At 62.4% G+C, this 20,908-nt stretch carries 19 protein-coding genes and 1 tRNA gene; 13 read left to right on the forward strand and 7 right to left on the reverse strand.

Features of this window, described 5'->3' with window-relative positions:
* Positions 1-116: 116 nt before the first annotated feature.
* Entirely contained in the window at positions 117-1,406 is a 1,290-nt protein-coding gene (locus CW354_RS10335) for an O-acetylhomoserine aminocarboxypropyltransferase (RefSeq protein ID WP_104829908.1), read from the forward strand.
* Between the two features lie 112 nt (positions 1,407-1,518).
* On the forward strand, positions 1,519-1,818 hold the full coding sequence (locus CW354_RS10340) for a hypothetical protein (RefSeq protein WP_207764738.1): 300 nt from the start codon (positions 1,519-1,521) through the stop codon (positions 1,816-1,818).
* A 76-nt stretch (positions 1,819-1,894) separates the two neighbouring features.
* On the opposite strand, the gene CW354_RS10345 is transcribed toward CW354_RS10340, so the two are convergent.
* Positions 1,895-2,833, reverse strand: a complete 939-nt coding sequence (locus CW354_RS10345; protein WP_104829909.1) for an AEC family transporter — start codon at positions 2,831-2,833, stop codon at positions 1,895-1,897.
* A 109-nt stretch (positions 2,834-2,942) separates the two neighbouring features.
* Between CW354_RS10345 and CW354_RS10350 the strand changes: the two genes are divergently transcribed.
* Positions 2,943-4,115: an aminotransferase gene (locus tag CW354_RS10350; protein WP_104829910.1), complete on the forward strand. Its 1,173-nt coding sequence runs from the start codon at positions 2,943-2,945 to the stop codon at positions 4,113-4,115.
* A 13-nt stretch (positions 4,116-4,128) separates the two neighbouring features.
* Positions 4,129-4,704, forward strand: a complete 576-nt coding sequence (locus tag CW354_RS10355; RefSeq protein WP_165793636.1) for a thioredoxin family protein — start codon at positions 4,129-4,131, stop codon at positions 4,702-4,704.
* A 6-nt stretch (positions 4,705-4,710) separates the two neighbouring features.
* On the opposite strand, the gene CW354_RS10360 is transcribed toward CW354_RS10355, so the two are convergent.
* Positions 4,711-5,898: an NAD-dependent epimerase/dehydratase family protein gene (locus CW354_RS10360; RefSeq protein ID WP_104829912.1), complete on the reverse strand. Its 1,188-nt coding sequence runs from the start codon at positions 5,896-5,898 to the stop codon at positions 4,711-4,713.
* A gap of 216 nt (positions 5,899-6,114) precedes the next feature.
* Here CW354_RS10360 and CW354_RS10365 point away from each other — a divergent pair, with 216 nt between their 5' ends.
* Complete coding sequence (locus CW354_RS10365) at positions 6,115-6,810, forward strand: phosphoadenylyl-sulfate reductase (RefSeq protein WP_207764739.1); 696 nt, start codon at positions 6,115-6,117, stop codon at positions 6,808-6,810.
* Between the two features lie 161 nt (positions 6,811-6,971).
* Here the strand turns inward: CW354_RS10365 and rfbA are convergent, their stop codons facing one another.
* From rfbA to rfbB, 3 genes are read right to left on the reverse strand one after another with little or no spacing between them, the layout of a single operon-like run.
* Positions 6,972-7,838, reverse strand: coding sequence for a glucose-1-phosphate thymidylyltransferase RfbA (gene rfbA, locus CW354_RS10370; RefSeq protein ID WP_104829913.1), 867 nt, complete (start codon positions 7,836-7,838; stop codon positions 6,972-6,974).
* Positions 7,835-8,701 (reverse strand): dTDP-4-dehydrorhamnose reductase, encoded by an 867-nt coding sequence (gene rfbD, locus CW354_RS10375; RefSeq protein ID WP_104829914.1) that lies wholly within the window; start codon positions 8,699-8,701, stop codon positions 7,835-7,837. The genes rfbA and rfbD overlap by 4 nt, the downstream gene beginning before the upstream one ends.
* A gap of 46 nt (positions 8,702-8,747) precedes the next feature.
* On the reverse strand, positions 8,748-9,800 hold the full coding sequence (gene rfbB / locus CW354_RS10380; RefSeq protein ID WP_104830097.1) for a dTDP-glucose 4,6-dehydratase: 1,053 nt from the start codon (positions 9,798-9,800) through the stop codon (positions 8,748-8,750).
* 263 nt (positions 9,801-10,063) lie between these two features.
* Between rfbB and recQ the strand changes: the two genes are divergently transcribed.
* Positions 10,064-11,896, forward strand: a complete 1,833-nt coding sequence (gene recQ / locus CW354_RS10385; RefSeq protein WP_104829915.1) for a DNA helicase RecQ — start codon at positions 10,064-10,066, stop codon at positions 11,894-11,896.
* A 159-nt stretch (positions 11,897-12,055) separates the two neighbouring features.
* Here the strand turns inward: recQ and CW354_RS10390 are convergent.
* Together CW354_RS10390 and CW354_RS10395 are read right to left on the reverse strand one after the other, a co-directional pair.
* Positions 12,056-12,131, reverse strand: a tRNA-Ala gene (locus CW354_RS10390).
* A 311-nt stretch (positions 12,132-12,442) separates the two neighbouring features.
* On the reverse strand, positions 12,443-12,877 hold the full coding sequence (locus tag CW354_RS10395) for a TIGR02300 family protein (protein WP_104829916.1): 435 nt from the start codon (positions 12,875-12,877) through the stop codon (positions 12,443-12,445).
* 114 nt (positions 12,878-12,991) lie between these two features.
* Between CW354_RS10395 and aroA the strand changes: the two genes are divergently transcribed.
* The 7 genes from aroA (at position 12,992) to rpsT (ending at position 20,580) form a co-directional block, all read left to right on the forward strand.
* Positions 12,992-14,362, forward strand: coding sequence for a 3-phosphoshikimate 1-carboxyvinyltransferase (gene aroA, locus CW354_RS10400; RefSeq protein WP_104829917.1), 1,371 nt, complete (start codon positions 12,992-12,994; stop codon positions 14,360-14,362).
* A gap of 2 nt (positions 14,363-14,364) precedes the next feature.
* Positions 14,365-15,528, forward strand: a complete 1,164-nt coding sequence (locus CW354_RS10405) for an aspartyl/asparaginyl beta-hydroxylase domain-containing protein (protein WP_104829918.1) — start codon at positions 14,365-14,367, stop codon at positions 15,526-15,528.
* A 44-nt stretch (positions 15,529-15,572) separates the two neighbouring features.
* The gene (cmk, locus tag CW354_RS10410; protein WP_104829919.1) at positions 15,573-16,229 is read left to right on the forward strand and encodes a (d)CMP kinase; all 657 of its coding nucleotides are present in this window, start codon (positions 15,573-15,575) and stop codon (positions 16,227-16,229) included.
* Between the two features lie 178 nt (positions 16,230-16,407).
* On the forward strand, positions 16,408-18,111 hold the full coding sequence (rpsA, locus tag CW354_RS10415; protein WP_104829920.1) for a 30S ribosomal protein S1: 1,704 nt from the start codon (positions 16,408-16,410) through the stop codon (positions 18,109-18,111).
* Between the two features lie 247 nt (positions 18,112-18,358).
* On the forward strand, positions 18,359-19,267 hold the full coding sequence (locus tag CW354_RS10420; protein WP_165793637.1) for a diguanylate cyclase: 909 nt from the start codon (positions 18,359-18,361) through the stop codon (positions 19,265-19,267).
* A 78-nt stretch (positions 19,268-19,345) separates the two neighbouring features.
* A complete protein-coding gene (mutM, locus tag CW354_RS10425) occupies positions 19,346-20,206 on the forward strand; it encodes a bifunctional DNA-formamidopyrimidine glycosylase/DNA-(apurinic or apyrimidinic site) lyase (RefSeq protein ID WP_104829922.1) in 861 nt (286 codons plus the stop codon).
* Positions 20,207-20,313: 107 nt separating this feature from the next.
* The gene (rpsT, locus tag CW354_RS10430) at positions 20,314-20,580 is read left to right on the forward strand and encodes a 30S ribosomal protein S20 (protein ID WP_104829923.1); all 267 of its coding nucleotides are present in this window, start codon (positions 20,314-20,316) and stop codon (positions 20,578-20,580) included.
* Positions 20,581-20,908: the final 328 nt, after the last annotated feature.

The raw sequence follows: 20,908 nt of genomic DNA on the forward strand, positions 1-20,908 counted from the left end.
AGGGAAGGGCGGTCCCCCGCAAGAATCGGGTTGACGGTCCCCGCGGCGCCCTACCGCCGCGCCGCCATCCGCGGTAAAGAGGCGTCTCATTCGAAGCGCCCAAAGGGAAGAAACCCATGACCGACGAAACGCCGAGCTACAAATTCGAAACCGCGCAGCTGCACGCCGGCGCCGCGCCCGATCCGACGACGAAATCGCGGGCGACGCCGATCTATCAGACGACCTCTTACGTTTTCGACGATGTGGACCAGGCGGCGCGGCTCTTTAACCTCGAAGAGTTCGGCAATGTCTATACGCGGATCATGAATCCGACCACGGACGTTCTCGAACAGCGCGTCGCCGCGCTCGAGGGCGGCTCGGCGGCGCTCGCCGTCGCGTCGGGCCATGCGGCGCAGCTTGTGGTGCTGCACACGCTTTTAGAGCCCGGCGACCGTTACGTCGCGGCGCGCCAGCTTTATGGCGGCTCAGTCAACCAGTTCGATCACGCCTTCAAGCGGTTCGGCTGGGAGGTGGACTGGGCCGACGGCGCGGACCCGGAAAGCTTCAAAAAGGCCGTGGGCCCGAAGACGAAAGCGATCTTCATCGAAAGCTTCGCCAACCCCGCGGGCGCGCCGACGGATATCGCCGCCATTGCGGCTGTTGCGAAAGAGGCCGGCGTGCCGCTGATCGTCGACAACACCATGGCGACGCCTTATCTCGTGCGGCCCTTCGAGCTCGGCGCGAATATTGTCGTTCATTCGCTGACCAAGTTTCTCGGCGGCCACGGCACCTCCATGGGCGGGGTGATTGTCGACGGCGGCAATTTCGACTGGTCGGCCGATGCGCGATTCAAACATCTCGTGGAGCCCAATCCCGATTATCACGGCATGGAATTCTACAAGACCTTCGGGCCCATGGCCTTCGCCATCGCCTGCCGCGTCCTGGGGCTTCGCGCGCTGGGGCCGGCGATCTCGCCGTTCAACTCCTTCATGCTCCTGCAGGGGATCGAAACGCTTTCCCTGCGCATGGAGCGCCATTGCGAAAACGCTTTGAAGGTCGCGCAGCACCTCGAAGCCCACGACAAGGTCGACTGGGTCGCTTATGCGGGGCTGGAAAGCCATCCGGCCCATAAGCTGATGAAAAAACTCTCGCCCAAGGGCGCGGGCTCGGTTTTCACCTTCGGCGTCAAGGGCGGCTATGCGGCCGGCGTCGAAGTCGTGAAAAATGTGAAGCTGTTCAGCCATCTCGCCAATATCGGCGATGCGAAAAGCCTGATCATCCATCCGGCCTCGACAACGCACCGTCAGCTGACGGACGAACAGAAGACCGCCGCCGGCGCCGGGCCGGACGTGGTGCGCCTTTCCATCGGCATCGAAAACGCCGATGATATCATCGCCGATCTCGATCAGGCCCTGGCCAAAGCATGAGCAAAGGGGATGATCGGGCAAAGTATTGAATTAAATAGAAAATTTCGCAAGCGAACTCATTCGCGCGCGGATTGTTAGCGTGACTGTGTTTTTAACCCAAGGGGATTTGACTATGAACAGGAAGCAATTTTTGTTGAGCGCAGCCTTCGGTCTCGCCGCGACGGGCCTCGTCGCCTGCGGCGATGACAGCGCCGAAGACCAGATGGAAGACGCGGCCGACGATATGGAAGACGCCGCAGATGAAGTCGGCGACGATGTCGAAGACGCTGTGGACGATGCGGGCGACGCCATGCAAGGCGCAGCCGAGGATGTGAAGGAAGGCGCTGAGGAAGCGGCCGAAGACGCGGGCGACGCCATGGAAGACGCCGCCGACGACATGGAAGATGAAATGGAGGAAGACCCGCAGCACTAATCGCTCTGCGCGTTTTCTCTAACGATTGAACCGGCGTTGTGCGGCGTTTCGCGCAGCGCCGGTTTTCTTTTCGGCGTTATTGCGCCGAGACCAGCCAGAGAACCAGCGGGATCGTTGCCGCGGAAAGAATGACGCCCGCGGCGATCGCGCCCGAGACGGCGGCGACGCTGGCGTTCTCTTTCACGGCGAAGAGATAAGGGTTCATGCCCGTCGGCAGTGCGGCGAAGATCGTGACGAGCGCCGTCTCACGCGGAGGCAGGTGAAAAATGAACGCCGCCAGCATCCAGGCGATCAGCGGAAACACCGCCATTTTAAGCGCCATGATGGTCGCGACCCCGGCGATATTGCCGCGCAGGGGATAGGCGGCGACCGCGAGACCCAGCGCGAACAGCCCCGTCGGGATCGCCGCGTCGCCGCCGAGATCGATGATGCGTTGGCCGATCACCGGCATGGTCCAGCCGCCGGCGTTCCAGACCGCGCCCGCTGCGAGCGCCAGCACCACGGGATTTTTGGCGAGCGAAACGAGGACGCCGCCGGTGGTCTTGAGGAGATTGACGTCGCGCCTGCGGTTCGCCAGCTCCGACCACAGCGTGCCGAAAAACCAATGGCTCGCCGCATGCACGGCGATGATCAGCGCGGCGATGATGAGGCCCTCTTCGCCATAGGCGAGATAGGCGATGGAAAGGCCCATCATGCCGAGATTGCCGAAGGTCGCGGCGAAGGCGGTCGCCGATCCGCCCGCGTCGCCGAGACCTTTGACGCGGTTCGCGCCGATGAGAACGATCAGCCAGATGATCGCCGCGGCGGAATAATAGGCGCTCCACACGCCGGTCGCCGAATGGGTGATGTCGACCTTCTGCATGGTGCGGAACAAAAGCGGCGGCACGCAGAAATACAGAACGAAGTCGTTGAGTCCCTTCGCGCCCTCGCGGGCGATCAGGCTGATCTTCGCTGCGCCATAGCCGCAGGCGATGATGAAAAAGACCGGGATGATGACATTGAGAATGTCGGCCATGCTTTTCTCGCGCTTTCTTCGGGCTCAGATGTCATTTCTGCGCGTTTATGTCGAGCCGGGCTTGCTCTCGGAGGATGACCGGACGCTCCTGTCTTGCTAGAGAGGGGGCATGACCCGGTCCTTTAATCCTGTTTATTCCGATCGCGCCGAATCGATCTTTCCGACCATGTCGAAGCTTGCGCGCAAGGTTGGGGCCATCAATCTCGGCCAGGGTTTTCCCGACGAGGACGGGCCCCTGGCGATCCGGGAGGCGGCGGCGCAGGCGATCATCGACGGGCCGAACCAGTATGTGCCGGTCGAAGGCACGCCGGAGTTGCGCGAAGCGGTGGCGCGCGACAACAAGCGCTTTTACGGCCTCGACATCGATCCCATGAGCGAAACCCTGGTCGTCTCCGGCGCGACGGAAGGGCTCGCTGCGGCGTTTCAGGGATTGCTGGTTCCCGGCGACGAGGCGGTTCTCCTGGCGCCGTTTTATGAAAGCTACGCGCCGCAGATCGAGGCGGCGGGCGGGGTTATCCGCTTTGTCGATCTGGAGCCGCCGTCATGGCGGCTCGACGCAAAGGCTCTTGAAGCGGCGATCACGGCGAAAACGAAACTCATCGTCATCAACACGCCGCATAATCCGCTGGGCAAGGTGATGAGCATGGCGGAGCTCGAGATCGTCGCCGACGCGGCGCGCCGTCACGATCTCTATGTCGTTTGCGACGAAGTCTATGAAAGGCTTGTCTTCGACGGCGAACGTCATGTCCCGCTGATGACGCTGCCCGGCATGCGCGAGCGCGCGATCCGCATCGGCTCGGCCGGCAAGAGTTTTTCGCTCACCGGCTTTCGCATCGGATACGTGACGGCGTCGGCGCCGCTCATCACCGCGCTGATGAAGGCGCATACGCATCTCGCCTATACATCGCCCGGCGCGATCGAGACGGCGGTCGCCGCGGGGCTCAATCTCGGCGACGATTATTTCGAAAATTTCGCCGCGGACATGCAAGGAAAACGCGATCTCTTCGCTTCGGGGCTCGCCGCCGCCGGTTTTGAAACGCTTGCTTGCGAGGGGACTTATTTCATCACCGTCGACATCCGGTCTGTCGGGCGGGATGATGACACAGCGTTCTGCAAAGAGATTACGGAAAAGGCGAAAGTCGCGGCGGTGCCGATTTCCGCCTTTTATCATCCCTCCCAGACAGGGGCGCCGCGTTATTACGCCCGCTTTTGCTTCTGCAAACGCCCCGACGTGCTTGAGGAAGCCTCGCGCCGCCTCAAGGCCTATTTCGGCGGGCGGTGAAGAAGGCATGACAATGAAAACGCGCCTGTTTCTCGCCCTCGCCGCCGCGGTCTTCATATCGGGGTGCGCCGTTGCGAAAACCGCGACGGGCGCCGCCGCAGGGGTCGGCAAGACGGCGGTGAAGACGACGGCGGGCGTGACGGGCGATGTCGCCGGGGCGGCGTTTGCGTCCGGCGACAACGATGATGGCGATCCGCGCCCTTTCGAGGCGGACCGCAACGCCATGATGGATGTGGATGCGGCGCTTCAGGCCGCAAAGGTCAGCAGGCGGAATGTTTTGTTGGTGCTCGGCGCCAATTGGTGTCACGACAGCCGCGGGCTCGCGGCGCAATTCGAAAGGCCGGAACTCTCCGAAGTGATTGCGCAAGGCTATGAGTTGGTCTGGGTCGACACCGGCTACCGGGACCGCAATCTCGACGTCGCCGCCCGCTTCGGCGTCATGGAGCTTTACGGCACCCCGACCGTCTTGATCGTTTCGCCCGAAGGCGCGCTCTTGAACCGCGACAGCGTTCATGACTGGCGCAAGGCCGCCTCGACGCCTTACGAAGAGACGCTTTCCTATTTCAGACAGTATGCCGGCGGGCGCTGAAGCGGTTTAAGCGCCCGCTTTGCCCTGCTGCTCCGAGGTCCAGTAGGAGACGCACGGGATCTTGGTCTTGTCGCAGCGATGGGCGTATTTCCTGGCGATTTCCGTGACTTCCTCGAGAAGGCCGTCCTCAAGCGTGATCGGATCGAGACCTAACCCCAAGAGCCGCTGGTTTTCGACATGAAGGTCGTTCTCGGCGTCTTCCTTGCGTGGATTGTTCACATATTCGATTTGCGCGCCGGTCTTTTTCTCGATCAGCTGGGCGAGCTCGCGCACCCGGTGGGTCTCGGTCATCTGGTTCAGGATCCGCACCCGTTCGCCATGCTGCGGCGGGTTCTCGATGGCGAGTTCGATGCACTTCACCGTGTCCTGAATATGGATGAAGGCGCGCGTCTGCCCGCCCGTGCCGTGCACCGTCATGGGAAAGCCGACAGCCGCCTGCATGAGGAAGCGGTTGAGGACCGTGCCGTAATCGCCGTCATAATCGAAACGGTTGATCAGGCGCTCGTCCTTTTTCGTTTCTTCCGTCTGCGTGCCCCAGACAATGCCCTGATGCAGATCGGTGACTTTGAGCCCGTCATTCTTGTTGTAGAAAGCGAACAGGAGCTGATCCTGGGTCTTGGTCATGTGATAAATCGAGCCCGGATTGGCCGGATAGAGAATCTCCTGGCGGATCTCCTTGCCTTCGTCGGTTTCGATCTTGATCGGCAGATAGCCTTCCGGGATTTTCATGCCCGCCGTGCCGTAGCCGTAAACGCCCATGGTGCCGAGATGGACGAGGTGCGCGTCGACACCCGACTCGACGATCGCGGCGAGGATGTTGTTGGTGGCGTTCAGGTTGTTATCCACCGTGTAGCGCTTGTGATAGGACGACTTCATCGAATAGGGCGCGGCGCGCTGTTCCGCGAAATGGACGATGGCGTCCGGTTCGAAATCCTTGATCAGGTTCAACAGCCGCGAATAGTTCCGCGCCACGTCGATATGCTCGAACATAATGCGCCGGCCGGAGACCTCCTCCCACGCGGCGAGCCGCGTCGAGACCGGTTTGATCGGGGTCAAGGACTCCACTTCGAGCTCGATGTCGATCTTGCGGCGCGAGAGATTGTCCACAATCACCACATCATGGCCGATATTCGACAGATGCAGCGCCGTCGGCCAGCCGCAGAAACCATCTCCCCCAATCACCAGGATCTTCATATCGCTTCCCAATTCCAGATATCCCGCACCGCTTCGCGCCCCGGCTTGCAGCGCTTAATCGAGCCGTCTTAGAGCCCCGGGGGCGTTTTGCGCAACCCCTGCGCGTGCCATTTCGCGCCGGTTTTGGGCCGGGCGGCGATTGACGCCGCGCGCCGCGCGCCGCTAGCCTTTTGCGGCGCAGCGAATGGTTTGCGCCCGGATGACAGGAAGCCTTGCTTGACGGCGATTGAAGACAAAGCGGAGAGCCTCAACAGCCTTTATCGGGGCTGGGGCGCGGCGGCGATCATCGCCCATGCGGCCGGGGAGGCGTTTCCGGGCCGGATCGCCTTCGTTTCCTCTTTCGGGGCCGAATCGGCCGTGCTTTTGCACCTGATGGCGTCGGCCGATCCGTCGATTCCGGTGCTGTTCCTCGACACCAACAAGCTCTTCGGCGAGACGGTGCGGTACCGCTCGCGCCTGCAGCATCATCTGGGGCTCGAGGACGTGCGGGTGATCGGCCCCAGAAAGCGCGACCTTGAACGCGACGACCCGCAAGGGGTCCTGTCCATGAAGGATCCCGACGAATGCTGCCGCTTGAGAAAGGCCGAGCCGCTGACGCGCGCCCTGAAAGGCTTTGACTGCTGGGCCACGGGGCGAAAGCGCCACCAGACCGAGTTTCGCAAGGAAATGGAGACCGTCGAGCATGACGGGTCGTCCTTTAAGCTGAACCCGCTGGCGAACTGGACTCGCGCCGACATCGCCGATTACTTCTCCGCGCACAAACTGCCCGAGCATCCGCTCGTCAAACAGGGCTATCATTCCATCGGCTGCATGCCCTGCACGTCGAAAGTCGTCGACGAAAACGACGCCCGCTCCGGGCGCTGGGCCGGCCAGGCGAAAACCGAATGCGGGATTCATTCAAAGAAAAAGTAGGGCGGTGCAATATCGCCTTTGATCCTTCGAGACGCAAAAATCTCTTCATCCTGAGGGGCTCCGCGAAGCGGAGGCGTCTCGAAGGACGAAGAGATTTTTGCTCCTCAGGATGAAGGCTAAGCGAGCGTTGCGTTCAGAAAGCGCCGGCAGGGAGAAAAGATCTACTCGCCGGCGAGGCGCAGGAGATACTGCCCGTACTGATTTTTCTTCAAAGGCTCGGCGAGGGTTTTTAACTGATCGCGGTCGATGAAGCCGGCGCGATAGGCAATTTCTTCAGGACAGGCCACTTTAAGCCCCTGCCTGGTTTCGATGGTCTGGACGAAATGCGACGCTTCGAGCAGCGATTCATGGGTGCCGGTGTCGAGCCAGGCGAAGCCGCGGCCGAGCATCTCGGCGCTGAGCTGGCCGTCTTTCATATACATCTCGTTGAGCGTGGTGATTTCAAGCTCGCCGCGGGCTGAGGGCTTCACGTTTTTCGCGCGCTCCACCACGGTCTCGTCGTAGAAATAAAGTCCCGTCGCGGCGAAATTCGATTTTGGCTTCGCCGGTTTTTCCTCGATGGAGACAACCTCGCCGCTATCGTTGAATTCGACGACGCCGTAGCGTTCGGGGTCGGTCACCTGATAGGCGAAAATGACGGCGCCTTTATCGAGCGCCGCGGCCTTGCGCAGATGATCGGTGAGGCCGTGGCCGTAAAAGATGTTGTCGCCGAGAACGAGCGCGCATTTGTCGCCTGCGATGAAGTCTTCGCCGATGATGAAGGCTTGCGCGAGTCCGTCCGGCGAGGGCTGGACTTCATAGCTGATCTTCACGCCCCATTCCGAGCCGTCGCCGAGCAGGCGCTCGAACGAGGCGCGGTCTTCCGGCGTCGTGATGATGAGAATGTCCCGGATCCCCGCCAGCATCAGGACGCTTAAAGGGTAATAGATCATCGGCTTGTCGTAGATCGGCGTCAGCTGTTTCGAAACGCCGCGCGTCACCGGATAAAGCCGCGTCCCCGATCCGCCGGCGAGAATGATCCCCTTCATGACGTCTGTCCTTCTGTATTCAACGCATCGATGACGCGGCGCAGGCTTTCGCGCCAGTCCGGCTGGCCGATCCCGAATTCGCGTTCGATCTTCGCGCAATCGAGCACGGTGTAGCGCGGCCGCGCCGCCGGCGTCGGATAATCCTCGGTTTTGATGTGCGAAACCTTTACGGCGCGCCCGGCGATGTCGAAAATTTTCTCGGCGAAGTCCGCCCAGCTGACCGCCGGGGCGCCCTGGAAATGATAGATCCCGGCGCCGGGCGCGCCGCGGTGTTTTTTGCCGGCGATTGCGAGAAGCGCCTTGGCGATGTCGCCCGCCTCGGTCGGCCCGCCGATCTGGTCGGCGACGATGGATAATGCGTCGCGGCTTTCGGAAAGGCGCAGCATGGTTTTGACGAAATTGCCGCCATATTCGGAAAACACCCAGGAGGTTCTGAGAATCACCGCCTGGCCGTGCGCGGCGCCGACGGCGATTTCGCCTTCGCGTTTCGTCGCGCCGTAAATGTTGAGCGGCGCGGTCTCTTCGTCTTCGGCGATGCGGTCTTCGGCTTTTCCGTCGAAGACGTAGTCGGTCGAGAGGTGAATAAACGGAACGCCGGCCGCCTGCGCGGCTTCGGCCATTTCCGCCGGCGCGCCGGCGTTAAGGCGCCGGGCGGCGGCTTCCTCTTCTTCGGCCTTGTCGACGGCGGTGTAGGCGGCGGCGTTGATGACGAGATCGGGCTTGTGCGCGGCGATGGCCTCGCGCGCCGCGCCGGGGTGCATCAGGTCCGCCTTGTCGCGGCCGAGCGCCGTCACCGTCTCTCCGCCGGCGGCCTGCAAGGCTCGGGCGACTTGACCGTTCTTGCCGAAAACCAGCATGCGCATGATGCGTCTTCGCTTTCTGTGTCGTCTTCTTTGCGGGGCGTATCGCTCAGGCCGATTTCAGGCCCTGGCGTTTTGAGGTGTCGAAGCCGCCCTGGCGGATCTTTTCCCACCAGTCGCGATTGTCGAGATACCATTTCACCGTGTCGCGCATGCCTTCTTCGATGGAATGCGCCGGGGTCCAGCCGAGCTCCCGGCCGATCTTGTCGCAATTGATGGCGTAGCGCTTGTCATGGCCCGGCCGGTCGGCGACGAATTTGATGAGGCTGTCATGGGGCGCGTGCGCTGAGTCTTTCAGTTCTTCGTCGAGCACCTTGCAGATCGTCTTGACGAGGTCGAGATTGGTCCGCTCCGCGCGCCCGCCGACATTGTAGGTCTCGCCGGGCTTGCCTGCGCGCGCCACGAGCAAGAGCGCCTGCGCGTGATCCTCCACATGCAGCCAGTCGCGGATCTGGTCGCCCTTGCCGTAGATCGGGATGTCTTTTCCTTCGAGGGCGTTGATGATGACCACGGGGATGAGTTTTTCGGGAAACTGGTACGGCCCGTAATTGTTCGAGCAATTGGTGACGACGACCGGCAGGTTGAAGGTCTCGCGCCAGGCGCGCGCCAGCATGTCCGATGAGGCTTTGGCGGCGGAGTAGGGGGAGTTCGGCTGATAGGGCGAGGTTTCTGTGAACTCGCCGGTAGGTCCCAGCGATCCGTAAACTTCGTCGGTGGAAATGTGATGGAAGCGAAAGGTTTCCGGCGCGTCGCCGCTTTCCACATAGCCGCGAGCCGCCTCGAGCAGCGCATAGGTTCCGACGATATTGGTCTGGATGAAAGCGCCGGGCCCGTCGATGGAGCGGTCCACATGGGTCTCGGCGGCGAGGTTCATGACCGCATCCGGTTTGAACTCGGCGATGAGTCGCGCCATCGCCGGAAAGTCGCAGATGTCTTCCTGGGCGAAGCGGTAGCGCGGATCGTCGGCGACCATGGCGACATTGTCCGGATTGGCGGCGTAGGTGAGCTTGTCGACGTTCAACACCTCATCGCCGTCGGCGATCGCCTGGCGCACCACGGCCGAGCCGATAAAGCCGGCGCCGCCGGTAACCATAAGCCTCATGGCTTTGTCTCCCTCTTGCGTCTGTCTCGCGCGGATTTCCCCCGCGGCGCAGCAAGAAACGCGCCGCCGCGCCTCCCGCATCACGTGTCTAACACGGCGCAGCGGCGTTTAAAGCGGAGATGACCGGAAAATAAGGTTAAAGATTGACGCGGCGGCTGAAAGCCGGACGCGCGTCCTTGCTTTCCATCGCCCTGTGCGACAGGTTTCGCCCCGTCCCATCCTGTTCCGTCCCGTTCAGTCTCTTCCCGTTGCATAGGCGCGACATGCCCGCCGATCCGCTGCACTTCCTTAACGCCGTCTATGGCTATGACTCTTTCCGGGGGCGTCAGGCGGAGATTATTGCGCATGTCGTAGCCGGCGCGCACGCCTTCGTAGTCATGCCCACGGGCGGGGGAAAGTCGCTGTGCTATCAAATTCCCGCCTTGTGCCGGAACGGCGCGGGGCTCGTCGTTTCGCCCCTGATCGCGCTGATGGACGACCAGGTGACGGCGCTCGCCCAGGCGGGCGTCAGGGCCGCCGCGCTCAATTCACGGCTCGCCGGCGCGGAGCGCGAGCAGGTCTGGCGGGATCTCGAGAGCGGCGCGCTCGATCTTCTCTATATGGCGCCGGAGACGCTGCTGAGGCCCGGAACCCTTAACCGGCTGAAAGGCGCGCCCCTTTCCCTCATCGCCATCGACGAGGCGCATTGTCTCTCCCAATGGGGGCATGATTTTCGTCCCGAATATCGCGCGCTCGACTGTCTCGTCGATCTCTTCCCCGAGACGCCGCGGATTGCGCTCACCGCCACGGCCGACGCGCCGACGCGCGCCGAAATCGTCTCGCACCTGAAGATCGGGGAGGAAAACAGCTTCGTCGCCGGCTTCGACCGGCCGAATATCCGCTACAGCGTCGCCGAAAAGCGCGACACGACCCGGCAGATGCTGCAGTTTCTGAACGCCCGCAAAGGCGAAAGCGGCATCGTCTATTGCCTCAGCAAACGCAAGACCGAAGAGGTCGCCGAGACCCTCAACGCCCATGGCTTCACGGCGCTCGCTTATCACGCCGGCATGGAGATGAAGACCCGCGAGGCGAACCAGCGGCGTTTCCAGCTTGAGCCCGGCGTCGTCATGGTCGCCACCATCGCCTTCGGCATGGGGATCGACAAGCCGGATGTGCGGTTCGTGGTGCATGCGGACCTGCCGTCGAGCATTGAAGCTTATTATCAGGAGACCGGACGGGCCGGGCGCGACGGGCTGCCCGCCGAGGCGCTGATGTTCTACGGCGCGCGGGACATTTCGCTGCGGCGCATGTTTATCGACGAGTCGGATGCGCCCGACGCCCGCAAGCGCATGGAGCACGCCAAGCTCGAAGCGCTTTTAGGCTTCGCCGAAACCTGCGGGTGCCGCCGGCGCGTGCTGCTCGATTATTTCGGCGACGACAGCGGTCCTTGCGGCAATTGCGATATCTGCCTCGATCCGCCCGAGACCTTCGACGGCGCTCTGGCGGCGCAAAAGCTTTTGTCGTGCATCTATCGCACGGGCGAGCGGTTCGGCCAGGCGCATGTGATTTCCGTGCTGCTGGGCGAGGCGGACGAGCGCATCGAACGCCTCGGCCATGACAGCGTCTCCACTTTCGGCATCGGCAAGGAGCATGGTCGCGCGAGCTGGCGCTCGATCATGCGCCAGCTCATCGCGCAAGGGCTCGTCACGGCGGATGTCGCCGGCCATGGCGGTCTTTCTATCGCGCCCAAGGGGCGGGACTTTCTGCGCGACAAGCCGCCGCTTAATCTCCGTGTACTGAAAAAACCGAAACGGGGGAAAGGCGCGAAACAGGGCAAACAGGGCGAGGCCGCCGCCGATCTGGCGCCCGCCGACGCGGCCCTTTTCGAAGAGCTGCGCCGCAAGCGGCTTGAGCTTGCGAAAGCGCAGAACGTGCCGCCTTATGTGATCTTTCACGACAAGACGCTGCGGGAAATGGCGCGCCTGCGTCCGCGCGCGCCGTCCGACCTCGCCGGTCTCGCCGGCGTCGGCGAGACCAAGCTCGAGCGCTACGGCGCCGCCTTCCTCGACGCGATCAACGCGCATGACGGCGGCGATGCAGGCGTCTCTGGCCCTTAACGGGTGAGAGGGCGAAACGAGCTGTCGCGAACGATAAGATCGGAGTGCCGCATGATGAAATGTCGAACCCGCAGGGTTCGTAAGCGCGACTGCGCGCCGACCGGTCAGGTCGCCCCATCGGAGACGTGAGCGAAGCGAACTGTCGTGAGATATGAAAAATGGTGGAGCTAGTCGGAATCGAACCGACGACCTCTTGCATGCCATGCAAGCGCTCTCCCAACTGAGCTATAGCCCCGTCCTTGGTCCTGGAGCGCTTTGGGGAGCGCTCGCGGAGGGTTCTTGCCGGGCCCTCGGCCCTTTAAGAGCGGCGGAACCTAGCCACGCCGCTGCGCCGATGCAAGACGAAAATGAAGGCTGTCTTAGAGCCTGACCAAAAATCCTTCACGCATTCCGGAAATCGGATGATCAGACGTTCCTGTCGGCGACCCGATGCGACGACGGCTCTTAATATTTAAGAATCAAGAGCCTGTGAAGCATGGGGTTCGCGGCCGGCTGACATCCGCCGATCCCGCCCCTGAAGGTGCGGCCAAGTTTTGAGCCGGGCTCTTAGTCTTCGTCGTCGCCGCCTTTTTTGACGATGCCGGTGACGTCGTCGTCGTCATCGTCGTCGAGCAGGCCGCTATTGTCGCTCTCATCGTCGTCGTCGTCGAGATCGACGCCGATATCGCCGATGCCCGCCAGTTCGTCGTCCTCGTCCTCCTCGTCGTCGCTATCGTCATCGAGGGCCGGCCGGCGGTTCGACTTGGGCGCGCGTTTTTCCTTCTCGGCGTTTTCGAGCGAGGTTTCCTTCTCGGTGGGCTTGGCCTCCGTCGTCTTGTCCTCTTCTTCATCTTCCTTGCGGGGCCGGCGCGGCTTCAACAGCGCTTCCGGGACGAATTCGTGGCCGCATTTGGGACAATGCGCGGGCTCTTTGTTGAGGTCGTAAAAGCGCACCCCGCATTCAGGGCAATCGCGTTTCACGCCGAGTTCAGGTTTGGTCATGGATGGTCATCCGTAGGGAAATGTCTGATGAAAGCCGCCCTGTTGCCACGGGCAGGGGCGGCTGTCAAAAGGATTGCGCCCGTTTTCCGGCGGCGCTTCAGGAGAGCCTAGAAAATGACCGCACCCCAGGCGAAACCGGCCCGTCTCGCGACAGGACGCGTCGAGGCGCGCCGTTCGGGGCCCTTGAGCGGGGCGGCGTCCGCGCCGGGGGACAAGTCGATTTCCCACCGGGCGCTCATTCTGGGCGCGCTCTCAGGCGGCGAGACCCGCACCACGGGCCTCCTCGAGGCGGACGACGTCCTGAGAACGGCCGCCGCCATGCGCGCTCTCGGCGCTGAGGCAGAGCGCGACGGCACAGGGGGCGGGCCAGGGGGCGGGAGCGTATGGCGGGTGACGGGCGCGCCCTGGCGGAGCCCCGAACGCGCGCTCTATCTCGGCAATTCCGGCACCGGCGTCCGGCTGATTATGGGCGCGGTTGCCGGCGCAGGCGTTGCGGCGACCTTTGACGGCGACGTTTCTCTGCGCGCGCGGCCCATGGGCCGGGTGCTCGAACCCTTGCGCATGATGGGGCTTGAAACGAGCGACGAAAACGGCCGCCTGCCGGTGACCATAGAGGCCAATGGCGGGCTGAAGGCTGTCGATGTGAAGCTGGCGGCCCCGTCGGCGCAGGTGAAATCGGCGATCCTGCTCGCCGCGCTCGGGGCCGAGGGCGTCACCCGCATTCACGAGCCGGAGCTCTGCCGGGACCATACGGAGCGCATGCTGTCGGCCTTCGGGGTCGACCTGGCGACGCAGCCGGACGGCGAAGGCGGGCGCTTTATCGAGATCGCCGGCGGCCAGGCGCTTGTCTCCTGCGACATTGTCGTGCCGGGCGATCCGTCCTCCGCGGCGTTTCCTGTGGCGGCGGCGCTGATCGTTCCCAATTCGGACGTCACGATCAAAGGCGTCCTCGTTAATCCGTTGCGCGCGGGCTTTTACGAAACCCTGCGCGAGATGGGCGCGGACATCTCTTTTGAAAACACGCGGGTCGAAAACGGCGAACCGGTCGCCGACATTCGCGCGCGCCATTCCGTCTTGCGCGGCGTCGAGGTGCCGGCCGACCGCGCGCCGTCGATGATCGACGAATATCCGATCCTCGCTGTGGTCGCGGCGCACGCCCATGGCGAGACCATGATGACCGGCCTTGAGGAATTGAGGGTCAAGGAAAGCGACCGCATCGCCTGCGTCGAGGCGGGCCTCGCCGCCAATGGCGGCGACGCGGCGAGCGGGCCCGACTGGCTGCGCGTGCGCGGGCAGGGCCAGCCCTTGAAAGGCGGCGCCATGGTGAAGACCCATCACGATCATCGCATCGCCATGAGCTTTCTCGTCGCCGGGCTCGCCAGCGAAAAGCCGGTGGAGATCGACGACGCCTCGATGATCGCCACCAGCTTTCCCGACTTTTTCGATCTCATGACGTCGATCGGCGCCGAGATGGGTGCGGCGTGACAATGAGTTTGACGTCGCAACAGATCACAATGCTGAAGCAACAGGCGGGCGAAGCGATGCGCGGCAACGACGCCCGCGCCGCGGCTGAGGCCTTCGCGCAGCTGATCAGCGCCGGCGCCGCCGACGGGCAGGTCTGGTACGGGATGGCGCTTGCGTCGCGTGCGCTCGGAGATTTTGAAAAAGCCCATGCGGCGGTCGATCAGATCCTTACGCGCGAACGCGGCCATGTTCAGGCGCTGATCGCCAAGGCCGATATTTACGCGGCGCAAAACGACACGCGCGCGGCGGCGAGTTTTTACGATGAAGCGGTGCGGGCGGCGGGGCCCATTGACCGGCTGCCGCCGCAGGTTGCGGGCGAAGTGCGCCGCGCCAAGGCCGAAGCTGACAAGGCTGCAGACGCCATGCTGGCGCATCTGAAGACGCGACTGAAAGACGCCGGTTTCGATGAAGCGGCGTCAAGCAAGCGCTTTCGCGACTCCGTCGAAATTCTCGCTGGCAAGCGCGAGCGCTACCCGGAAGAGCCGCGGGTTTTTTATTTCGATGGCCTGCCGGCGCGGGGCTTTTACGATCCGGCCGAGTTCGACTGGACGGCGACGATCGAAGCGGCAAGCGACGACATCGCCGCCGAGCTGTCCGCGGCGATGAATGACGAGGCGGCGTTTGAGGCTTATGTCAAAGGCGAAACGGACCGGCCCCAGCGCGCCCATCGCCTTTTGAACAACAAGGATTGGAGCGCGCTTTATCTCTGGCGCGAAGGCGTTCGCGAGGAAGCGGCCGCCCGTTTTCCGAAAACGATGGCGGCGCTCGATGCGGCGCCGCTCGACCGCGTCGACGGACGCGGCCCGATGGCGTTGTTTTCACGGTTAAAGCCCGGCACGCGGATCGATCCGCATACGGGCTTTTTGAACACCCGTCTCATCTGTCACTTGCCGCTCGTTATGCCCGGCCAGTGTGGATTGCGAGTCGGCGCGGACGTCCATCACTGGCGCAAGGGCGAGCTTTGCATCTTCAACGACACGATCGAGCATGAAGCCTGGAACGACAGCGACGAGACGCGGATCATTCTTCTGTTTTCCATCTGGCGTCCGGAACTGACCGAGGAGGAGCGCCGCCTCGTCGGCGCGCTGCTGCAGTCTGTCGCGAGTTTTTCCGGCGGCGGCGCCTGAGCGGCGCTTTTCTTTCACCGTCCTAAACGTTAAGACGAGCCGCCATGACCGCCTCTTTCGTGATTGCTCTCGACGGACCCGCCGCTTCCGGCAAGGGAACGCTGGCGCGCCTTATTTCGGATCATTACGGCTTTGCCCATCTCGACACCGGCACGCTCTATCGCGGCGTCGCCTGGGTGGTCCTCGATGCGGGCGGCGACCCGGCGGATCCCGAAACCGCCGCCGCGGCGGCCCGCGATTACGCGGTGGACAAGATCGCCGGCGCCGATATCCGCACCAAGGAGGTGGGGGCGGCGGCGAGCGTTGTCGCGGCCAACAGCGCGGTCCGGGCGGCCCTGCTCGATTTCCAGCGCCGCTTCGCCGGGAGCCCGCCCAGAAGCGCCGCCGGGGCGGTGCTCGACGGGCGCGACATCGGCACCGTCGTCTGCCCCGACGCCACGGTGAAATTCTTCGTCACGGCGAGCCCTGAAACCCGCGCCCACCGGCGCTGGCTGGAGCTTGTCGCCTCCCGGCCGGGGCTCCAGGAAACCGAGATTTATCAGGACCTTCTGGACCGGGACGCGCGGGATGCGGCGCGCGACGACGCGCCCATGGCGGCGGCCCCGGATGCGGAGTTGCTAGATACGACTCATTTGTCTATAGACGCGGCCTTCGCGGCGGCGCGCCGCGTGATTGACGGCGTTTTCCGGCGCTGCGGCTGAGTTTCAGCCCCCGCCGACAAAATTTCAGAAAACGTGTTTTTGTGTCCGTCTATCCGGCATTCGCGCCGCCATAACTTTAACTCGGCTCAATTGTCCGGGGGCGCCCAACTTGCCCGGAAAGACCGCCGGATAAACCGGCAGGCATTGAAAAGCTGAAACTGGAGACACGTTTTACCTTATGTCCGAAACCCTTAACCCGTCCCGCGACGATTTCGCGGAAATGCTCGAAGCCTCCCTCGTCGACCGCCAGGATTTTGAAGATACGGTCGTCAAAGGCAAAATCACCGCCATCGAAAAAGACGTCGCCGTCATCGATGTCGGTTTGAAAACCGAGGGGCGCGTCCCCTTGAAAGAATTCTCCCAGCCCGGCAAGCCGGCCGACCTTTCCGTCGGCGACACTGTCGAAGTCTTCATCGAGCGCGTCGAGAACGCGCAGGGCGAAGCGGTGATCAGCCGCGAAAAAGCGCGCCGCGAAGAAGCCTGGGACCGTCTCGAAAAAATCTTCGAGAAAAACGACCGCGTCGACGGCGAGATTTTCAATCGCGTCAAAGGCGGCTTCACCGTGGATCTCGGCGGCGCCGTGGCGTTCCTGCCAGGCTCTCAGGTCGACATTCGTCCCGTGCGCGACGCCGGTCCGTTGATGAACATTCCGCAGCCTTTCCGCATTTTGAAAATGGACAAGCGCCGCGGCAACATCGTCGTCTCGCGCCGCGCCATCCTTGAAGAAGACCGCGCCGAACAGCGTCAGGAAGTCGTCAAGGAGCTCAATGAGGGCGATGAGCGCGAAGGCGTTGTGAAGAACATCACCGAATACGGCGCGTTCGTCGAACTGGCGCCGGGCGTTGACGGCCTTCTGCACGTCACCGACATGTCCTGGAGCCGCGTCAACCATCCGTCGGAAGTGCTCAATGTCAACGACACGGTGCGCGTGAAGATCATCAAGATCAATCCGGAAACCCACCGCATCTCGCTCGGCATTAAGCAGCTGACGCCGGATCCGTGGGAAGGCGTCGCCGCGAAATATCCGATCGGCGCGAAGTTCAAGGGCAAAGTCACGAACATCACCGATTACGGCGCGTTCGTGGAACTCGAAGACGGCATCGAAGGCCTCGTCCACGTTTCCGAAATGAGCTGGGTGAAGAAGAACGTTCACCCCGGCAAGATCGTTTCGACCTCGCAGGAAGTCGAAGTGATGGTGCTCGAAGTCGACGAGCAGAAGCGCCGCATCTCGCTCGGTCTCAAACAATGCGCCGACAATCCGTGGGAGCGTTTCGCCGAAGAACATCCCATTGGCTCGATCATCGAAGGCGAGATCAAGAACATCACCGAATTCGGTCTGTTCGTCGGTCTCAACGAAGAGATGGACGGCATGGTCCACCTTTCCGATCTCGACTGGAACCGGTCGGGCGAAGACGCGATCAAGGACTATCAGAAAGGCCAGGTCATTCAGGCCAAGGTTCTTGACGTCGATCCCGAAAAGGAACGCATTTCGCTCGGCGTCAAACAGGTCGGCTCCGACCCCATGGACGCCATTGGCGGCATCTCGCGCGGTTCGGACGTGACCTGCACCGTCACCGCCATCGAAAATGGCGGCATCGAAGTTCAGATCGGCAGCGAGGAAGGCCCGAAAGCCTTCATCCGCAAATCGGATCTGTCGAAAGACCGCGGCGAACAGCGTCCCGAACGCTTTGCGGTCGGCGACAAGGTCGACGCCCGCGTCACCGCGATCGACTCCAAGACGCGCCGCATCAACGTGTCGATCAAGGCGCGCGAAGTGGCGGAAGAAAAGCAGGCCGTGGAGCAGTTTGGGTCTGCGGATTCCGGCGCCTCGCTCGGCGACATTCTCGGCGCCGCGTTGAAAGACGCGAACAAGGACGATTAAGCGCCAAGCAATTGCCGTTCGTTCCAGCGCCCCCGCGTCGACCGCGGGGGCGTTTTTTTTGAAGAAAAAGCGGGCGCGCCTTGCGCAGGCGAACATGGTTAAAAAATCACCAACTCGCGCAAGCCGTCTCAGGGCGCGCCCGCCTTTTCAGCCCCCGTTTCGCAAGCGAAACGCGCCTTTTAATAAGAATTTAAATGCTGGCCTATAGGACCGTGTCTCAGAAACAGCCGCAACCAGGATGGTGTTTATGCCGTTTCCGGGCATGTCTCAGGACGATATGCGCAAGGCGCTGAGCGAACTCGATCAGGCGTTGTTCAATCACCAGCAATGGAGCGAAGAGCTCAATCGCACTCTGATTTGCGCGCTGCCGCCCGACGAACGCGATGTGGCGGACGAGTCGTACCGGCATTGCCGGTTCGGCCAGTGGCTTTACGGCGCCGGCGCGGCGCTGATTTCAAAGCATCCCTCCTTCAAAGAAATCGTAGACGCGCATGAACGCATGCATCAATTAACCACCGACATGCTAGCCGCTATGGCGACACACGGGAAAGTGCCGCTCGATCTCTATGAGCGCTTTATGAATTCTCTCAACCAGATGCGCCTGGAAATCCTGACCGCCAAGCGCGAGCTTGAAGACAGCGTCTATAATATCGACCCGTTGAGCGGCGCGGCGAACCGCGCCGGAATGCTGACCCGGCTTCGCGAACAACAAGCGCTCGTCAAACGCGGCATCCATTCATGCGCGCTCGCCATGATGGACTTCGATAATTTCAAGCGCGTCAATGACGTCTACGGCCATGCCTCAGGCGATGAGGTGATCGCCAAAGTCGCAAAGCTGGTGATGAGCGGCATGCGGCCATATGATTTGTTTTTCCGTTATGGCGGCGAAGAATTTCTGATTTGCGAACCCGGCGCGAATCTCGAGGAGGCGCACGCCCTGCTTGAGCGTTTGCGCGCCGATATCGAAGCGCTGCAGTTCACCGCTTCCGACGGCCAATCCTATCAGATTACAGCGTCATTCGGCCTCGCCCTGCTCGATCCCGATATTTCCGTGGAACAGGCGATCGAGCGCGCCGACAAGGCGATGTATGCGGCCAAGAAGGCGGGACGCAACCGGGTGGAGGTTTGGGAGCCGTCCATGTCGGCCGCCGCTTGAGGGCGTTGTGGCGGCCGGGCCCGGAGGGTAAAGAGCTGGCGCACATCGCGCTTCACCCCCCGCCCAACGGCCGCCGCCATGCCCGAACTTCCCGAAGTCGAAACCGTCCGCCGCGGCCTGGCGCCCGTGATGGAGGGCGCGGTCATTGCGGACATAGAGGTCCGGCGTCCGGATTTGCGGTTTCCCCTGCCGTCCGATTTCGCAGCGCGGTTAACCGGCCGGCGCGTCGACAGTCTCGATCGTCGCGGCAAGTATCTGATTGCGCATCTGTCTTCGGGCGAGAGCCTGATCATGCATCTGGGCATGTCGGGCCGCTTCGCCATAGAGGAAACCGGCCGGTTTCGCCCGGGCGGCTTCGCGCTGGCGCAGGCGTGCAATCCGAAACACGATCATGTCCTGTTCCGGATGGAAGGGGCCCGCCCCGCCCGGGTGACCTACAACGATCCCCGCCGCTTCGGTTTCATGGACATCGCCGCGCCGGGCGCGCTTGAAACCTGCCGTCATTTCAAGGGGATGGGGCCGGAGCCCTTAAGCAACGGCTTTTCCCCGGCGGTCCTGAAAGCGGCGCTTAAGGCCAAGGCGGCGCCGATCAAGGCGGCGCTTCTCGATCAGCGGGTGGTGGCCGGGCTCGGCAACATCTATGTCTGCGAGGCGCTGTTCCGGGCCGGGATATCGCCCCGGCGCAAGGCCGCCTCGGTGGCCGGCAAGCGCTCCGACCGGCTTTATGGCGAGATTGTCGCCGTTTTGAACGACGCCATCGAGGCGGGAGGATCGTCATTAAGGGATTTCGCCGCAGCCGACGGGGCGCTCGGCTATTTCCAGCATCGTTTCGACGTTTACGACCGGGAAGGCGAGCAATGTCGCCAATGCGACACTCCTGTGCGCCGGCTTGTCCAGTCCGGCCGGTCGACCTTTTTCTGCCCGTCTTGCCAGCGCTGAATTTCGGCGGAAAATAAGGCCCCACGACGTGTTGACGCCCATGCGGGGGAGGTCTATACACCGCCGCTCGCGCCGCCCGGCGGCTCCCAAAATTCGAGTGACGAAATATGGCTAATACAGCTTCCGCTAAGAAGATGGTTCGCAAGATTGCGCGCCGCACCGCCGTGAACAAATCGCGCCGCTCACGCGTGCGCAGTTTCCTGCGCAAAGTGGAGGAAGCGATTTCGGCCGGCGACAAGGCGGCTGCGGAAGCTGCGTTTAAAAGCGCGCAGCCGGAATTGCATCGCGCCGCCGGCAATGGCGTGTTTCACCAAAAGACGGTTGCGCGAAAACTGTCTCGTCTTTCTGCGCGCATTAAAGCGCTTGCTGCGTAAAATTATCCTGCGCGACACATTTTGTTTTTCGTTCGGCGCGCGCGCAAATCTTTGCGGGCGCGTTTGTTTTTTTGCAGTTTTTTAAGATGCGAATTGCGCACGCCATGCATGAGCATCAATTGCGCTTAGCACGTTTCGTACGCATAGTTCCGTAACGATTTGTTTTTGTTGTAAGCGTGATTTTTATTGGCGTTCAGCGCCGTTTACGCTTGCAAAAAAAATGACACAAAAAACGCCGTAGAGGCGAATCAAAGCTTGACGCTCATCCTTAAGATTATCTATGCTGGTTAAAGTCAATTATGACGGGTGCGGACGAATTTCCGCGCAA

The sequence above is a fragment of the Hyphococcus luteus genome (genome assembly GCF_002943565.1).
In the GTDB taxonomy this organism is placed as follows: domain Bacteria; phylum Pseudomonadota; class Alphaproteobacteria; order Caulobacterales; family Parvularculaceae; genus Hyphococcus; species Hyphococcus luteus.

What these genes read in the sequence shown, in the direction of transcription:
- CW354_RS10335 (WP_104829908.1), top strand. Translation starts at nt 117, where the DNA reads ATGACCGACGAAACGCCGAGCTACAAATTCGAAACCGCGCAGCTGCAC.
- CW354_RS10340 (WP_207764738.1), top strand. Translation starts at nt 1,519, where the DNA reads ATGAACAGGAAGCAATTTTTGTTGAGCGCAGCCTTCGGTCTCGCCGCG.
- CW354_RS10345 (WP_104829909.1), bottom strand. Translation starts at nt 2,833, where the DNA reads ATGGCCGACATTCTCAATGTCATCATCCCGGTCTTTTTCATCATCGCC.
- CW354_RS10350 (WP_104829910.1), top strand. Translation starts at nt 2,943, where the DNA reads ATGACCCGGTCCTTTAATCCTGTTTATTCCGATCGCGCCGAATCGATC.
- CW354_RS10355 (WP_165793636.1), top strand. Translation starts at nt 4,129, where the DNA reads ATGAAAACGCGCCTGTTTCTCGCCCTCGCCGCCGCGGTCTTCATATCG.
- CW354_RS10360 (WP_104829912.1), bottom strand. Translation starts at nt 5,898, where the DNA reads ATGAAGATCCTGGTGATTGGGGGAGATGGTTTCTGCGGCTGGCCGACG.
- rfbA (WP_104829913.1), bottom strand. Translation starts at nt 7,838, where the DNA reads ATGAAGGGGATCATTCTCGCCGGCGGATCGGGGACGCGGCTTTATCCG.
- rfbD (WP_104829914.1), bottom strand. Translation starts at nt 8,701, where the DNA reads ATGCGCATGCTGGTTTTCGGCAAGAACGGTCAAGTCGCCCGAGCCTTG.
- rfbB (WP_104830097.1), bottom strand. Translation starts at nt 9,800, where the DNA reads ATGAGGCTTATGGTTACCGGCGGCGCCGGCTTTATCGGCTCGGCCGTG.
- recQ (WP_104829915.1), top strand. Translation starts at nt 10,064, where the DNA reads ATGCCCGCCGATCCGCTGCACTTCCTTAACGCCGTCTATGGCTATGAC.
- CW354_RS10395 (WP_104829916.1), bottom strand. Translation starts at nt 12,877, where the DNA reads ATGACCAAACCTGAACTCGGCGTGAAACGCGATTGCCCTGAATGCGGG.
- aroA (WP_104829917.1), top strand. Translation starts at nt 12,992, where the DNA reads ATGACCGCACCCCAGGCGAAACCGGCCCGTCTCGCGACAGGACGCGTC.
- CW354_RS10405 (WP_104829918.1), top strand. Translation starts at nt 14,365, where the DNA reads ATGAGTTTGACGTCGCAACAGATCACAATGCTGAAGCAACAGGCGGGC.
- cmk (WP_104829919.1), top strand. Translation starts at nt 15,573, where the DNA reads ATGACCGCCTCTTTCGTGATTGCTCTCGACGGACCCGCCGCTTCCGGC.
- rpsA (WP_104829920.1), top strand. Translation starts at nt 16,408, where the DNA reads ATGTCCGAAACCCTTAACCCGTCCCGCGACGATTTCGCGGAAATGCTC.
- CW354_RS10420 (WP_165793637.1), top strand. Translation starts at nt 18,359, where the DNA reads ATGCCGTTTCCGGGCATGTCTCAGGACGATATGCGCAAGGCGCTGAGC.
- mutM (WP_104829922.1), top strand. Translation starts at nt 19,346, where the DNA reads ATGCCCGAACTTCCCGAAGTCGAAACCGTCCGCCGCGGCCTGGCGCCC.
- rpsT (WP_104829923.1), top strand. Translation starts at nt 20,314, where the DNA reads ATGGCTAATACAGCTTCCGCTAAGAAGATGGTTCGCAAGATTGCGCGC.